We start from the raw sequence: 15385 nt of genomic DNA, 5'->3' as shown, positions 1-15385 counted from the left end.
GCGCAGATGCGACCCATGCACCCGACGTGCCCGACCCGCTTGCCCCTATTCCGAATCGATCCCCGCCAGCGCGGACACCCACGCCGGCACCAGCGGCTCGCCGGCATAAAAGTCCTTGGGCTTGTGTTCGGCCATGGCCCAGCGGTGCAGCCAGCTGATGCCGCCACCACCGGTATAGCCTTCGGCGTGCCGATAGGCCGGATCACGCAGCGCCTCGTCCAGAGTGACGAACGCATAGCCGCGGCGGCGCGTGGCCGCGATCAGCTCCGGGAAGGCGACAGCATTGAGTTCGTTGGCATGCATCAGCCACACCTGCGCGATGCGGCGGCCGAACAGCTGCTGCGATTGCGCTTCGTAGTAGTCCAGCTTGTTGAGCATGTACGGCACATAGCCCTTGCGCAGCCGCAGCAGCGTGGCCTCGCGCGCCGCGCCTTGCGGCTCGGTTTCCAGCACCCGCGCATAGGCGAAGGCCCACACCCACTCGCTGTTGTCCACGGTGACCGGTGCGATGCGGTAACCGCGTGCGGCAACGAACGCGACGACCGCTTCGCGATCGGCCGCGCTGCGGCCAGTGGCCAGGTACGGATGGCGGAACCAGCGCAGCTGTTGCCCGTACTCGGCCAGCAGCGGCCGCAGGCTGCGCTCGCCGCGCACGATCGCGTCCTCGTAGGCCGGCAAGCCGACCTCGTGCAGGTTTACATGGCCGTAGGTGTGGTTGCCCAGTTCGTAACCGGCATCCAGCCAGTCGCGCAGCATCGCCACGCGCTGCGGCTGCAGGTGGCCGTCCTGTTCGAGCTTGTCCTCGTTGACGAAACCGACGATGGGCACATCCGCCTGCCGCAACGACGCCATCAGCTGCGCATGGAACGCCGGCAACTGCGCAGCCGGGGTCTCGCCCATGCGCTGCCACGGCAGGTCGTCGATGGTCACCGCGATGCGGCGGTCCGACTCCTGCGCCTGCACCTGCGCGGCACCGAAGACAGCCAGCACGGCCAGCAGCACATAGCGACAGTAACGTTTCATCGGCGACACCAGATCCGGAGCGGGCCAGTCTAGCGGATGCCGCAGATGCGTCCGCCGCGCACGCATGCGCACACGCCCGCGCGTCCTGCACCGCAGCCTGCTGTGCAAACGCCGCTGCAACGGACCCGACCGGATGCCGTGCCATTATGCCGCCCTGTCCGCACACGCCGGATCCCATGCAGCCCGAGCGGGCAGGAGAACGAATTGAGCAAGTGGATGTCGCTGGGATGGATCGTGTTGCTGCTCGCAGGTTGCGCCAGGACACCGAAGGACGCCACGTCCACGTCCCCGACGCCGGCCACGTCCGCGCCAGCCAGCGCCTCCGTGCCGGGACGGCAGCGCGGCGAAGGAAAGCCCTACGAAATCCCGGAGAGCCAGGTCTGGACGGTGCCCGACCCGGCCTCCGGCCGCGACTACCAGGTGTTCGTCGCCTTGCCGCGCGGCTATGCAGACGATCCCGCCCGCCGCTATCCCGTCCTCTATGTCACCGACGCCGACTACGCCTTCCCGCTGGTGCGGCAGATCGCGCGGCGCCTGAACGGCGAAGGGCCGAAGATCGACGACTTCATCCTGGTGGGCCTGTCGTACGCCGTCGGCGACGAGCCCATGCCGAGCCGACGCCGCGACTACACGCCGACGCCGGAGGACGGGGCGAACGCGGCGCCGACCCCGACGCACGGCAAGGCCAACGGCTACATCGGCTACCTGCGCGACCAAGTCCTGCCGTTCGTGGCGCAGCGCTACCGCACCGACGAACGCAGGCGCCTGTACCTCGGCCACTCCTACGGCGGCCTGCTCGGCACGCAGATCCTGCTGAGCGCGCCGCAGATGTTCGCCGGCTACATCCTGGGCAGCCCGTCGTACTGGTACGGCGAGCACGCCATGCGCGACCAGGAGAAGGCGTTCGCCGCCACTCACAAGGATCTGCCGGCGCAGGTCTATCTCTACGTCGGCGAGTACGAGCAGATCCGCTACGGGCAGAACTACGACATGGTGGACGATGCGCAGGCGATGGTGCGCAGCCTGCGCGCCAGGCGCTATCCCGGGCTGCAGGTGCAACTGGACGTGCTCAACGACGAGGACCACCTGAGCGTGGCGCCGCGCGGACTCACCCACGGGCTGAAGTATCTGCTGGGCACCAAGGAGCCTCGATGACACGCCCGGCGCCCCGGCGAGCGAGCCGGCGCACATGCGCGGCATTGGCCGCGCTGGTCGCCGCATCGGCAGCGACAGGCGCGGCGGCGCAGACCGTGGCGCCGGCGCCCGGTGCGGGATTCGAAGTCGAGCGCTATGCGGTGACCCTGCACCCCGACCTGGCGACCACCGCCGTGGCGGGCACGCAGAGCATCACGTTGCGCGGCACGCAGCGGGTGTCGCAGTTGGTGTTCTCGCCCAACGCCTTGCGGCTGCGTGCCGCGTCGCTGGACGGGCGCGCGGTGACGGTGGTCAGTCGCGCCGACGGCATCGTCTTCGAACTGCCCGCGCCGCTGGAGAAGGGCGCGAGCGCCACGCTCCGCTTCGCGCTGGAGGGCGTGCCCGCGCGCGGCCTGGTGCGCGCCGGCGACGGCGTCTACAGCAGCTATTTCGCCTGCGACTGGATGGTCTGCCTGCAGGACGCGCCCGGCGACAAGGCCGCGTTCGCGCTCGACCTGCTGCTGCCGGCAGGCGCGACCTCACTCGGTGTCGGCAAGGCGTTGCCGCTGCGTCCGCGCCGCGACGGCCTGGTCCTGCACCGCTGGCGCTCCACCCGGCCCTACTCGGCCTACCTGTTCGGCTTCGCCGCGGGCACCTTCGCCAAGGCGACGGTCAACACCGACGTCGGCGAACTGATGTACCTGGACGCCACCGGGAACAGTGCCGACCTGCCGGCGGCGTTCGCGCAGGCGCCAGGCATCGCGCGCTTCCTCGCCGACAAGGCCGGCATCGCCCTGCCCGACCGGCGCTATACGCAGTTGCTGGTGCCGGGACAGGAAGCGCAGGAGGCCGCGACGTTTTCGCTGATCGGGCAGGAGGCCCTGGAAGAAGATCGCCAGGCGCCGTCCGCGGCATGGATCGTGGCCCACGAGATGGCCCACCAGTGGTGGGGAAACCTGGTGACCTGCGCGACCTGGCAGGACTTCTGGTTGAACGAAGGCATCACCACGTTCATGACCGCGGCGTGGAAGGAGCAGGCGGTCGGCGCTGCCGCCTATCGGCAGGAACTGGACCAGGCGCAGCGTCGGCTCGAGCGCGCCCGCGCCGCGGGCTTCGACAAGCCGCTCGCGTGGTCGGGCAGCTACCCCTCGCTCGGCATTCGCCGCGCCGTCCAGTACAGCAAGGGCGCACTGTTCCTGGCGCACCTGCGCGAGCGCCTGGGCGAACAGGCCTTCTGGAACGGCATCCGCGGGTTCACCCGCGGCCATGCCGGAAAGACCGTCACCAGCCGCGATTTCCAGGCCGCGATGGAGCGCGCGAGCGGCCAGGACCTGTCGGCGGTCTTCGCCGAATGGGTCTACGGCGCCGCCGAGCCGGCGGCGGCAAAACCCTGAAGTCGGTCACCGCGACACCGTCGCCGCACGGCCGCCTGCGCCGCATCGCAGCGGCCGTCGCCGGTCACTGCAACACCCGCTGCGCATCGACGCTCTCCACGCCCTGCAGTTGCCCGAGCCAACTGTCGAACCATGGCTTGTGCGACACGCCGACAATCGAGAGCACCCGAGCGCCCGGCGTCTCTCGGAACGTCTGCTGGAGGTTGGCGACCATGCGCAGGTTGCGGATTTCCCAGCCGCTCACCCAGATCTGCGGATAGTGCTGCGGCGACGCCGCGCGCATCGCCGCGCCGGCATTGACGTCTGCGTAGATCGCCAGATTCTCCGGGCGATTGATGAAGCGGTACAACGGCAGCAGATCGCTTCCCTGCTGCAGCGCCTGTTCCTGCCGCTCGATCCCGTCCAGCGCGGCCCTGCCATCCTTCCACGCCTGCTCGATCGACTGGCCGAACGCCTTCCTGTCGGCGACCCGGATGTTGTCGCCGGTGTGATCGTCCACCGGGTGCACGCGCGGCAAGCCCAGCCGTGCCGCCAGGCGCGAACCGATGCGGTAGTTCTCGTTGCTGCTCGTGGCGATCTTGGCAAGCGCCGCCACCAGCACCGCGTCCAGGCCGTCGCCCGCGTGCCGCTCGGCCGGCGCCAACTGCAGCCATTGCGCATAGGCGGAGGCACGTTCGTTGGCCGCCAGGAACACGGCCGCCAGTCGTCGCCGCTGCGCAGGCGTCGGCTGCGCCGGCCAGGCGGCGAGCGTCGTGTCGACCTCGGCGAGGGCGGCGGGCACATCCAACCCCGTCGCTGCCTGCGCCTCGCTGGTCGACAGGCAATAGTCGGCGCCATAGACGCTGGGGTGGCGCGCAGCGAGATCGCACTGCTCGCCGCCGATGGCCTCGATGGCGACGATGTCCGGCTTGAATGCCGCGAGGCGATCGAGCAGCGCGTCCAGCGCCGCAGGCGCAACGCCGCCGTCGATTTCGCTGAGATGGACCGACCCCAGCACCAGCACCTGCGTGCGCGGCCCCAGCATGTCCTTGTCCAACGTCGTCAGATCGACCTGCGCCTGCGCAACGGCGGGCAGCGCCAGCGCCACGCACCATCCGACCATCGACCGCCATCGCGCCATGTCATTCCTCCATCCGGTTGTAGCGGACAGTGTCGCCAAACGCACGCACCGCCACCCGTGCCGTTGGATGGCGTGCCGAAAGGCATGCGTCGGTGACGTGCGATGGGTTTCGCCGTCGCCGCGGCGCGTGCGTGCGTGCGTGCGAATCGTTGCGCAACAACCAAGCGGGCTCGCTTCTTTCCATTCCAAGGAGTGGACGAAAAGAAGCGAGCCCGATCGGTTGTTACGAGGAAGGCCAACGCGTACGTGCGGACCTTACGCCAGCAAGGCGTGACAGGTCGACGACCTGCCACACCATGGGATCACATCGACTTCTTGATCTCTTCCGCCTTCGCCAGATGCTGCTCGACGTGCGTCCTGGTCTCGGTCAAGTGCTTCTTGACCGGATCGGTCGACGCCGCCGCCGTCATCTGCGAGTCGATCAGCTGCAGCGCCTCCTTGTGCCCGGCGATCATCGCGTCGATGTAAGCCGCCGCGTAGTCCTTGCCGGACTTCTGGCCCAGCGTGCTCAGCTCCTGCTCGCCCTTGGTCTCCAGCTGCTTGACGTCCGGCGTTTCGGCCAGCGTACCGAGCGCCTTGGTCTTCTCCAGGTTGGCGGAGTGTTCCTTCTCCATCATCTTGGCGTAGTCCAGCACCGCACCCGTCACTTTCTTTTCCTGCGCCTGCTTTGCCGCGGCGATTTCGTTCTTGTCGACCGCACCCAGCAGGCCGAGCGCGATGTCGTCCCCGGAGCTGGCGCGCGCCGCACCTTCCGGTGCCGGACTGGCCTCGCCGACCGGCGGCGTGGTGGGCGTCGCGGCGCCGCCGACCGGCGTCGGCTCGGTGGAGGCCGCCGGCGTGTCCGCGGTGGGTGCCGGAGCGTCGTTGTCCTTGTTCTTGCAGCCCGCGATGGCCAGCGCACCGACGATGGACAGCACCAACAGTGAATGTTTCATATGCGATTCCTCCTCCAATGGGGAGGCCAGCATCGCGCTACGCGGGTGAAGACGCATCATGCAATCGCGATGAATTCTTCAGTTTTGTAGTGTGACGATGAAAGTGACGATGCATGGTCAAGCGCGACGGCCATGGGCTGTTTCGGACGAAGAGGCGCGGCAGTCGAGTGTGTCTGTCGCCATGCATCGGATCGCTGCGCCGCGATCCTACCTAGGCAATGCCTCCATCCACCGGCATATCGCGATCAGTATTTGAGCGCGTTCGCGGTCGGCGCGAGCGGAGCGAATCGCGCGCTCCTGAAATCCTGCAGCAGACGGAAGACCCGTTCGCCGTCCTGCGCGTAGTCCCGAAAACCGCTTTTCGTAAGCCGGTACAGACAGCCATCGCGGGCGAAGACCAGGTCGCCGCCATCCCAGTCGGCCCAGTCGCTGCCGGGCAGGTCCAGCAGCACCGTGCCGTCGCGGTCCAGGACACGATGGTCCAGGCCGTACCACGCCTCGTTTTCGCGGCCGACAGCCTGCAGCAGCGACTGCAGCCGGCGGCCGCTGGCGCCCGGCTTCTCCCACACGCGCGGACGGGTGAAGCGGTAGAGCACGTCCGATGTCAGGCCACCGGTTTCGCCCGCACCCGCATCGATCACCTGCCAGCCGTCGCGCTGCCGCAGCGCGCTGTCGATCGGCTCGTCCTCGCCGCCGCCCGAGCCGCGCCCGAACGGCCGCACCTGCAGGTCGTGCGGCACCTGGAAGCCGGTCGGCAACGGAAAGGGATCGCGGCCCTCCTGCGGGCGATGGTTCAACAGCAGGGTCCTTTCGTCCTCGAACATGCCGCCACCACCCCAGCAGTCGCCCTTCGGCCACAACGCCAGCGCGGTGAAGAACGGCGGACGCGACAGCGCCGTCCAGGTGACGAAATCGCCTTTTTGCTTGGATGCGAAATACACCAGCAACCTGCCCGACGGCGACAGGTCGCAACGTCGCTCGTAGATGCGGCCCTTGAACCACTGCCCGTGCTCGAAGCTGTCCTCGCGCAGGTCCCAGCGGACCAGCTGCACCTGTTTGCTGGGCCCGCGGCGGAAGATCACGCCAGTGCGCGCCTCGCGCGCCAGCAGCGCGTAGAGCCGCGTAGCCGGGGGACGCTGTTGCGCGTGATGCTGGGGCGCTTCCAATCGATTGCCTCCCTCTACCCAAGCTGCCAAGCACGTTCGCCAATAGACCGAAGCGCGCGCGCTGCCTCTCTCCAATCGTACCTCCATGTGCCGTCAAGTCCTATGACGGGGCGCTTTGCATCATCGGAAACGTCCTGGATATCGCACGACGTAGGCGCTTCCATGCCAGCTCGTGTGTGGGATCAACATGCCCCCCACGCATGACAACCGTAAAAACACCAAGGTAAGCTGCGGCCACTCAACCGCTGCCGATGCCACGCCCATGCGCCGCGTTCAGACCGATGCCCTCTCCATCGACCTGCCCGACCGCTTCACCGTCGTGCGGCAGGTAGGCCAGTTCGTCAAAGCGGCGTACCCCGTCGCCGATGATGAAGTTTCGCTGGGCGTCGTCATCGTGCGACGCGAGACCCCGCACGATGCCACCGCTGATCCCTGGGAAGGCTTTCGTGCCGAGTGCCGGACACGGCGCGGCGAAGTCGCGGTGTTGGCCGAGCAGGCACTGACGATCGACGGCCGCCCTGCATTCCAGGTGACCGCGCAGGGCGACGACTATGTGTATCTGTTCGTCATGGTGCTTTTGGACGATGCGTTATACCTGGACATCGTGGGCGACTGCCCGGCCGGCACCGAGGCCGAGCATGTTCCAGTGCTCGACGCCGCGCTGCGCAGCCTGCGCGTGACCGGCGACGCCGCCGCCGCGCTGGCGGCACACGACGCCTGGATGCAGAACATGTTCGGCGGCCAGGACGACGAGGACGGCAACGACGACGGACATCCCGCCCCCGTGACCGCACCGGCGGAACCCTTCCGCATTCCCGAGGACGGCCGCGACGTCTTTCGGATCGACGACCTGGCGTTCGACTTCCGGCGCGAGACCGGGGCGAGCATCGGCAATACGGGCAGCAGTGGCGACGAACTGGTCATCGACCTGCAAGCGCGTGCACGCAAGGCGGACGCGACCGCCCGAGCGCATCTGGTGGACGATACCAAGGTCTATTTCCGTTTCTCGGTGAAGGGCGTCCACCGCGCGGGCGTGCCGACCGGCCGTATCCGCTTCGAGGACGATCGCGAGCCGGCCCACCAGGCCTATCTCTGGTCGGGCGGCCTGCGCTTCGACCTCAAGCTCTGGGGAGAGTTGGTGCTGGAGCAGGGCTGGGTCGGCTTCAGCGGCTACCTGCAGGCGTACGGCGCCGGCCATCGCTATCCCGTGCGCATCGCGCGCAAGCTGGCGACGGAGACCCTGGACTGGTCGAATTACCGCTTCACCTCGATGGACGAGCTGTCGAGCGCACCGCCTGGCCTGCCGCGCCACGCGCATCTATCCAATCTGGCCGGCCCCACGCTACCGGAGGCGTTGTACGCCTATACGTCGCTGCGTTCGCTGAGCATCTACTACGACGACGAAGCCGCCGGCGCCAACGGATTGCAGGAATTGCCGGACGCCATCGCCCGCTTCTCCGCCCTGGAGGACCTGAGCATCGTCAGGGCCAAGGCCCTCGAGCGTCTGCCCGCCGCGCTCGGGGCGCTGCGCGCACTGCGGCGCCTGCACGTCACCCGCACCGGCATTCGCACCGTGCCGCCGGAACTGCTGTCGCTGCCACTGATGTATTGCGTGCTGGACGACAACGCCATCGAGCAGCTGCCCGACGCATCGTTCTCCGCCACGCTCAAGACCCTGTCGCTCGCAGGCAACCAGTTGCAGACCGTGCCCGCCAGCGTCGCGGCCTCGCCGGCGCTGCAACGGCTGGACCTCACCAACAACCCGTTGACCGCGCTGCCCGCCGGACTGGAGCGCATCGAACGGTTGGAACTGGAACTGCCGAAGAAGCACGCCCTGCTGGACTACCGCTACAAGGGCGCCGGCGGTCAAGGCACGGTCGCCTTCGACGATGACGCCTACTACGTGCGCAACGACCCGGGTTTGGCCCAGCAACTGGAGGAGGCGCTGGCAAGCGACGCGCAGTGGGCGCCCTACCGGACTGGGATGCAGGCGCTGGCGTGGCGCGCAATCGCGCTTGCCACGGACGAGGCGGACGACTACCGGATGCGCGGCAACACGCGCTTCGGCGGACTGCCCGACCTGCCACCGGACATGCCCTACCCCCGGGTCACTGCCTTCGACGGCACGATCCGCCCCATGCAGTTCATCGCGCAACTGGACTGCACGCAGCTGGCCCCGCTACAGACCTACCTGCCGCGGGAGGGCGTGCTGTATTTCTTAATCTCGGACCAGGAAGACCTCACACCGCAGGTCTTCCACTACGCCGGTCCGCGCGCGGCGCTGCAGACCGCTGCGGACCTGGCGAGCGATGCAGCGTTGCTCGACGACCAGGACGACGGCACCCTTCCCTACCGCGCCAGCGCCGCCCGCTGGATCAGCGTGCCGCATTTCTATTCCGACGAGGAGTACTACCAAGGCACGGCCGAGGGCCTGGATGCCCTGGAGGAAGCATATGAGCTCGTCGAATCGCTGCGCGATCGGCTTGCGGCGCAGTCCGCCGTCTCTCCGGTGCACGGCGTGAACAGCCACGTGTTCAAGCAACACGACACCCCGCTCAGCGAAGCCGCCAACCGCCTGCACGGTCGCCCGGAGGATTTCATGGTGCTGCTGCGCGTCGCATCGGATGCTAACCCCGGCTTCTGCTTCTGGGACGCGGGCGAGCTGTATTTCGTGATCCACAAGAGCGACCTCGCCAAGCAGGATTTCTCCAACGTGTACTGCGGGTTGGAGAGCAGCTAGGCGCGCAACCTGGGAACGGGTATCTGAGCAGGCGTCCTGCTGCCTGCTTCCCGCTTCCATCATCGCGCCTCCCACTTCGCGCATGGTGCTGCTCCTCTTCCCGAGAGAACGCTCGCCATGGCGGATCGGCAACGCGCACATGGGCCGCGGCGTCACTTGTGCGCACGCAAGCAATACAGCCGCTGCGCTAGCGACCTGGCGGCGACGTGTCTCGCCCGCATTCGACGCTGCTTTATGAAGTCCCTTTATCCACGCCGCGACAGCCGTTGCGCGCGTTCATGCCCCTGCAAAGGACAGACGGCTAAGCTCCACTTGACGCCACGGACGCAGAAGGACGCACGATGTCGCAGCACGCCATCGAGGACCTGATCGAGAGCACGATCCATCTGGTCGACCGCAGCGCACTGGATGGCCCACGCCAATCCTCGCTGATCCACGGGCTGTTGCATCTGCAAGCGCGCTACGACACCAGCCTGACCTGGTTCCGGTTGCCCGATGTGTTGCTGCGCCACGGGGTGCTGATGCGTACGCCAGTGGAGGCCATCGCCGATGCCGGACTGCGGGCCGAGGCGCTGGCTGCGACTGAGCCGGGCTGGCTCGGGCGCGATGACGATGCGGGCTACCTCGAATGGGAAGGCCAGGCGCGCGTGCTCTATCGGCAGGCCGATGCCGACCACGCCCTGCCGTTGCCGACGTTGCTGCGCAGCGTACTCACGCTCGCCGACCAGGCTATCGAGACCGAACTGTTCAGCGACTGGTATGCGCTGCTGGTGAACGGCTGGCTGGACGAGACATTCACCGCCGAGGATGGCATGGCGCCCACGCTCGACGGCTTGCTCGCGTCGGACGACTTCCAGGCGATCCGCGCGTTGGCAGCGCGCCGTGGGCTCAAGCGCCGGGGTGGCGTGCCGCAAGACCTAACGCTGCCCCGGCTGACGGAGAGCGAGCACGACGAGGTCGAACGCAGCTTCGGCCTGCGCTTCTTCCTGGAACCCAAACGCAAACCGTCCCTCCTGCTGGCCGCGCGCGACAAGGCGTTGATCCAGCAGGCCAGGGTGCGTGAACTGATTCCCGCGCTGGTCGAGCAGAATCTCGGCGCCGCCCTGCAGGCCGCAGGCTGGTTGCCGGTGCGCGCCGGCAGGGACCGTCAATGGTGCTGGATCCGCGAGCGCGACGGCAGCCGCCAGTTCCTCTGGGCCACCCATGAAATGGGTCGGGGCATGCTGATGATCCAGGTGGGCGTGCAGCACGCGCGACTGCTGGCATGGCAACGGCGCCAGGCCACCCCGCAATTGCACGACCTGCATTTCTACGCGATCGCCGCAGGATTCTTTGCCGAGGAGGTGCAGCAGAGCGCGGACATCGGCGATTTCGGCGGCTGGGCGCTGGATGCCTCCAAGAACGATACGCAGCTGTGCGCCGCCATCGAGCGCCTGATTGCCGCGCTGCCCGCAGTGGATGCGAACTACTTCGGCTTCATCGACCAGCAGTTCCCGGAGCGGTTTTTCGCCCGCAGCGCCGATAGCCTGCTGCACCTGCTGGAAGAAGGCGATGACGACGGCATGGTGCCACCGGACGTGCTGTTCGACAGCCCCGACAGCCTGTTGCTGGCCTTCGTCTTCCATCACCTGCAGCATGGCGACGAGGCCGGTGCCACGGCGATCGTCGAGCGCCTGCGGACACGCCAGGCCGCGCGCGAGCGCCTCAGCCCTTGGCACCGCGACCATCTGGCTCCGTTCCTGCAGCAATGGGACGAAGGCCAGCGCGACCTGCCAATGCCGCCAGTGCTGCATGCGCTGCTGATCGGCCACTTGCGAGCTCAGGAAGTGGGTTGAGCAGCGCCGTCAATCACCTCGCCTGCAGAGCTGAACCGGCTCCGATCATGGACAAGACGTCAGCGGCCAGCGCACGGCGATAGGCAGCGTGCAGCCGGTGAACAAGCGCGTTTTTTCCATTCGATGCCGCGGTCTGGCACTGGTATTGCTTCAGCCGGCGCGGCGATCCTGGCGAAGTGAAGCGCATCCATGCCGTGGCACCTGACGTAGCCAGCGGGCTATGGTGTTCCGCTACATCTGATGTTCGCGGCCGACCGGATATCGGCCTGCACCATGACCGGCTGGCCCGCCACCAACGCATATTCGCGGTAGTACGGCTTGGCCATGCTCACCTTGCCCTCGTTGATCGTGCGTATGCTGCCGGTCTCGGGCATGCCGAGCGAGGTGCCGGGAATCTCGCCGACCATCGAACGGAACGCATTGCCGAGCGAACCGGGCACCTCGATTTCCTCGTCATACTGGTCCTCGCACATCGCGTTGGTGTACAGGGTGGGGCCTACGCCATTTTGGCCGAACGTACGCAGGCGGGCAGGCGCGGCGACCAGACCATCGGCGGCGCCTCCTTCCGCAGCCGCGCAGAACGGCAGGACGAGCAGCATCAGCCAGCAAAACTCGCGAGGGAACAGGTTCAAACAGGACCTCCATGGTCGAGCGGGAAGCATCGAAGCGCGATAGCGCGATGCCGATGGACGCGTTATCGGCCAGGCGCCCGGTTCCTCGACCGCGCTCAGGGTCCGAAGCGTCCGCCGCTCGGGAAGGCCTGCAAATCCCCAATGATCCTGTACGGCACTCGCGCCGCAATGCCGGCGCGCTGGCTTGATCCGGACCGTCGGTAGCTACAGCGAAAAACGGAAGTCGTAGGAGATCCTGGTGCCGCCGCTCAGATTGTCCAGCGTGCCATGCACCATTTCCGTGCCGTAGAACATGAAGCCTTCGCCGTACTCGAGTTCGACCGGCTTAAAGTCGCTCAGGCCCGGCGCGGACTCCACGTACATCGAATTGCTGCCGTGGGTCCGGGTCACCGGCAACCAGATGTTGACCAGGTTCGGCCGCTGCCCGTACTCCTCGTCGCGATGGAAGCGCAGGATCGCCCGCGAGCCATGGAAGTTGACGCGCATCATCGCCTCCGGCTGCAGGCTGCGGATCGGACCGACGAATCCGGCGATGTGGTCGAAGACGAGCGAGTGGATGAGCGCCATCGAGCGCTCGGTCACCGCCTCACGCAAGGCCTTGCTGACATCCCAGCTGTTGCGGGTGACGAAGTGGTGCGGCAATACGAGGTCCGCATCCCGAGGGTTCCAGCGCGGATCCAGATGCAGCGTTTCGAGCGCGTCGGTGCCGAAGAAGTCGGCGACGATCGCGCGCAGGTCCCAGCGTGCGGTGTCGTAGGCGAAGACCGACGACAGCGGCAGGGCGCGCCCTGCCACCTCGACCGTCGCCGGGCTGCAAAACCGGACGGGGGATGCGATGGATGCCATGACGGGCCCTACCCTTCGTCGATCGCACCGAACCGGCGCCGCGGCGGCCTAGCCCGCAAGCGCCAGCGCCTTGGTGAGCAGGTCTTCCGCCGCCACCGTGTCGTCCTTGGGGCGCGACGCCTTCGCCGAACCCAGCGACGGATTGTCGTCTTCCTCCGCCAGCACTTCGACCACCGCGACCGCGACCTCGGTCATGACCTCGGTGGTCACTTCGGTCGTGACCTCGGTGGTCACCTCCGTGGTGACTTCCGTCGTCACTTCGGTGGTCACTTCCGTCGTCGTGTTGCTGATCATCGCGGCGATCACGGTGATGTTCGGCGGACTGGTCGTCGACTTGGTGGTCCCCGAGAGGTTCACGTAGGTAGGCTGCGCTCCGCTGTTCCACATCTCCCCGTAAAGCGTCAGCGTCGGCGCCTGCGAATTGGAGAACTGGATGATCGCGTTCTGCGGATTGCCGTTCTGGCTGAACCATGCGAGTTGGTCGATCTCGCCGTTCGGCCCCTTTTCGCCGGTATAGACCGGCTTGTTGACGACCGATCCGGCATAGGTGACCTCGGGCGCATTGATCACCAGCTTGTCGCTGAGCTCCGTGCTCTTGCCGTCGCTGGTCAGACTGAACAGGTTGTAGGTGCCGTTCCACGTCGACAGTTGCTGGGTCGCGGTGCCGGCATTGCCGAATAGATTGTTGGCCGCCGGCAGCGGATCGCTGCCCTGCGCGAACAGGCCGACGAAGCCGTTGACGCCGGCATTCTGGTAGAACGTCAGCTGCGCCGAGGTCGCGTTGTTGCTCGACGCGGACCAACTCACTCCAGTCGCGGTGAACGCCGGGGAGTTGATCGCCGCGCCATTGAGCGTGATCGACTGGCTGCTGGCATCGATCACCACCGGGCCGGGAATATAGGTTTTCCCGTCCGGTTGCAGCCAGCTGGTCATGTAGGTTCCGGACGGATCGAAGGTCGCCATTGTCGTGTCCTCTTGTCCTGCAGATGGAAGGAGCGGCGGAAGATCAGGCTTCTATCAAGCTGTCTTTGCTGGTATGGACCTCGGCCATCGCGCGCGTCACCGCGGAGGGCGTGGCGGCGTAGCCGCGCTGCCGCAGCCAGGATGCGACCAGGCCTTCGTATTCCCCGATGGCGATCTCGCGGTCGGCGACGGCCTGCGCGACCGCGGTCTGTCGGTCGCGATAGCCGCGTGCCAACGCCGGATTGAGCAGCGCGGCGCCAACGAAGCGCACCGCCTCCTTGTCCGGATCGCGCTTGAACATCATCCGGGTCACGCCGGTGTGTTGCAGCAGCAGCGAACGCCGCTCGTCGGCGGTCAGGCCAGCGCGGGCGTCGAGGTAGGCCTTGGGGTTGGTGCGGAACTCGCCCTGGGCGCGCTGGTCCAGTGCAAGCGTGAGCAGCGTCTGGTACAGCGGCTCGGAGGCGAAGCTGTACTTGTAGCCAGCAGGCACCTTGTGGTTGTGGATGTTGCGACGGGCGATCTCGGCCAAGACCGGATAATCGTCGCGGTCGCAGATCAGCGGCGTGCGCCGCGCCTCGCTGATCTTGGCCAGGCCGAGCTTGGCGAGCATGTCCGGATCGGACTGGATCGCGTCCTTGGCCGGAATGAAGAACGTGGAGATGCCGGACACCTTCGCCTTCACCTCCGGATCGCGATAGTCGCGGATCACATAGCGATCGATCTGCGGCGGGCCGGCGAACATGTTGGCGACATAATTGATCGCCGGATGATCGGGGCCGTAGATCTCTTCGAGATAATCGAGCAGCACATCGAACTTGTCGTTCTTGTAGCCGCCGAACTTGAAGCCCAGATCGCCGATGCAACCGACCTGCCACAGCACGAAGTTGGCGGTGGTATCGATCTTGCGCCGGCGCAGCAGGAAATCGGTGGCCTCGTAGATCTGCATGCCCGGCACGCTCGGGTCCACACCGAGATCGGCGTACAGGCAATCCTCGGCCGACACCGCCGGCAGCATCACCGCGTCGTAGCCTTCCTGGCGCGCGATCTCGATCGCGTTGTGGGACGGCGTCACGAACACGCCGGGATGGCCGTAGAACAGCGCGCAAACATACTTTCCCGCACGCACTTCGGCCATGATCCGCTCGATCATCTGCACGTAGGTGATGATTCGCGCCTTGTCGTCGGCGTAATACTCGTAGAGATCGAAGGCATTGGAGTTCTGCGCCTCGATCCACATATCGGTGACCGGGTCGGCGGCGGCGTACAGCACGATGTCCGCCTGCTGGATATGCGCCTGCGCCTCCAGCGTGAAATGCGACACGGCCTTGATTCCGGAACCGATGACAACCAGCCTTCCCTGTTTCTCACGCACAGCACCTTGTTCGCCGCTTGACATAAAGGCCGCCCCGGTTTCAGAGAGATGTGGATAGACGCTACGCCGATTCAAAAAATAGTTTGTAGACATCTCAAGCGCGTAAATGTGGATTTCCGATCTAGGTTTTCTTTGATTCTCTCCATATAAACCCAGTAAACCGAAGAACCACGCAATGCTTTTCGCCGTGAAGCGCATTCCGCACCCTGGCTCCTGGGGTAGACA

General features: G+C 66.6%; 12 protein-coding genes. 4 read left to right on the top strand and 8 right to left on the bottom strand.

Annotated features, from left to right (window positions below):
• Positions 1-45: 45 nt before the first annotated feature.
• Complete coding sequence (locus J2Y70_RS14270; RefSeq protein ID WP_309918753.1) at positions 46-1023, bottom strand: polysaccharide deacetylase family protein; 978 nt, start codon at positions 1021-1023, stop codon at positions 46-48.
• Positions 1024-1257: 234 nt separating this feature from the next.
• Here J2Y70_RS14270 and J2Y70_RS14265 point away from each other — a divergent pair, with 234 nt between their 5' ends.
• Complete coding sequence (locus J2Y70_RS14265) at positions 1258-2178, top strand: alpha/beta hydrolase-fold protein (RefSeq protein WP_309918938.1); 921 nt, start codon at positions 1258-1260, stop codon at positions 2176-2178.
• Between the two features lie 44 nt (positions 2179-2222).
• Positions 2223-3551 carry a M1 family aminopeptidase gene (locus J2Y70_RS14260; RefSeq protein WP_309918750.1) on the top strand — a complete coding sequence of 443 codons (1329 nt, stop codon included), beginning with the start codon at positions 2223-2225 and terminating at the stop codon, positions 3549-3551.
• Positions 3552-3615: 64 nt separating this feature from the next.
• On the opposite strand, the gene J2Y70_RS14255 is transcribed toward J2Y70_RS14260, so the two are convergent.
• From J2Y70_RS14255 to J2Y70_RS14245, 3 genes are all read right to left on the bottom strand, one after another.
• Positions 3616-4653 carry a DUF5694 domain-containing protein gene (locus J2Y70_RS14255; RefSeq protein WP_309918935.1) on the bottom strand — a complete coding sequence of 346 codons (1038 nt, stop codon included), beginning with the start codon at positions 4651-4653 and terminating at the stop codon, positions 3616-3618.
• A gap of 320 nt (positions 4654-4973) precedes the next feature.
• Positions 4974-5606, bottom strand: a complete 633-nt coding sequence (locus J2Y70_RS14250) for a DUF4142 domain-containing protein (protein WP_309918747.1) — start codon at positions 5604-5606, stop codon at positions 4974-4976.
• Between the two features lie 245 nt (positions 5607-5851).
• The gene (locus J2Y70_RS14245) at positions 5852-6772 is read right to left on the bottom strand and encodes a hypothetical protein (protein ID WP_309918745.1); all 921 of its coding nucleotides are present in this window, start codon (positions 6770-6772) and stop codon (positions 5852-5854) included.
• Between the two features lie 187 nt (positions 6773-6959).
• Between J2Y70_RS14245 and J2Y70_RS14240 the strand changes: the two genes are divergently transcribed.
• Positions 6960-9512: a DUF1963 domain-containing protein gene (locus tag J2Y70_RS14240; RefSeq protein WP_309918742.1), complete on the top strand. Its 2553-nt coding sequence runs from the start codon at positions 6960-6962 to the stop codon at positions 9510-9512.
• Between the two features lie 1562 nt (positions 9513-11074).
• On the top strand, positions 11075-11347 hold the full coding sequence (locus tag J2Y70_RS14235) for a hypothetical protein (protein ID WP_309918932.1): 273 nt from the start codon (positions 11075-11077) through the stop codon (positions 11345-11347).
• Positions 11348-11565: 218 nt separating this feature from the next.
• On the opposite strand, the gene J2Y70_RS14230 is transcribed toward J2Y70_RS14235, so the two are convergent.
• From J2Y70_RS14230 to J2Y70_RS14215, 4 genes are all read right to left on the bottom strand, one after another.
• On the bottom strand, positions 11566-11979 hold the full coding sequence (locus J2Y70_RS14230; RefSeq protein ID WP_309918740.1) for a hypothetical protein: 414 nt from the start codon (positions 11977-11979) through the stop codon (positions 11566-11568).
• Between the two features lie 204 nt (positions 11980-12183).
• On the bottom strand, positions 12184-12825 hold the full coding sequence (locus tag J2Y70_RS14225; RefSeq protein ID WP_309918738.1) for a hypothetical protein: 642 nt from the start codon (positions 12823-12825) through the stop codon (positions 12184-12186).
• 48 nt (positions 12826-12873) lie between these two features.
• Complete coding sequence (locus J2Y70_RS14220) at positions 12874-13788, bottom strand: hypothetical protein (RefSeq protein WP_309918735.1); 915 nt, start codon at positions 13786-13788, stop codon at positions 12874-12876.
• 43 nt (positions 13789-13831) lie between these two features.
• The gene (locus tag J2Y70_RS14215) at positions 13832-15358 is read right to left on the bottom strand and encodes an SAM-dependent methyltransferase (protein ID WP_309918732.1); all 1527 of its coding nucleotides are present in this window, start codon (positions 15356-15358) and stop codon (positions 13832-13834) included.
• Between the last annotated feature and the right edge of the window lie 27 nt (positions 15359-15385).

It is taken from the genome of Xanthomonas sp. 1678 (assembly GCF_031455575.1).
GTDB lineage: Bacteria > Pseudomonadota > Gammaproteobacteria > Xanthomonadales > Xanthomonadaceae > Xanthomonas_A.
This window is presented reverse-complemented; position numbering and strand designations above follow the sequence as displayed.

What these genes read in the sequence shown, in the direction of transcription:
- J2Y70_RS14270 (WP_309918753.1), bottom strand. Translation starts at nt 1,023, where the DNA reads ATGAAACGTTACTGTCGCTATGTGCTGCTGGCCGTGCTGGCTGTCTTC.
- J2Y70_RS14255 (WP_309918935.1), bottom strand. Translation starts at nt 4,653, where the DNA reads ATGGTCGGATGGTGCGTGGCGCTGGCGCTGCCCGCCGTTGCGCAGGCG.
- J2Y70_RS14250 (WP_309918747.1), bottom strand. Translation starts at nt 5,606, where the DNA reads ATGAAACATTCACTGTTGGTGCTGTCCATCGTCGGTGCGCTGGCCATC.
- J2Y70_RS14240 (WP_309918742.1), top strand. Translation starts at nt 6,960, where the DNA reads ATGCCCCCCACGCATGACAACCGTAAAAACACCAAGGTAAGCTGCGGC.
- J2Y70_RS14235 (WP_309918932.1), top strand. Translation starts at nt 11,075, where the DNA reads ATGGTGCCACCGGACGTGCTGTTCGACAGCCCCGACAGCCTGTTGCTG.
- J2Y70_RS14225 (WP_309918738.1), bottom strand. Translation starts at nt 12,825, where the DNA reads ATGGCATCCATCGCATCCCCCGTCCGGTTTTGCAGCCCGGCGACGGTC.
- J2Y70_RS14220 (WP_309918735.1), bottom strand. Translation starts at nt 13,788, where the DNA reads ATGGCGACCTTCGATCCGTCCGGAACCTACATGACCAGCTGGCTGCAA.
- J2Y70_RS14215 (WP_309918732.1), bottom strand. Translation starts at nt 15,358, where the DNA reads ATGCGCTTCACGGCGAAAAGCATTGCGTGGTTCTTCGGTTTACTGGGT.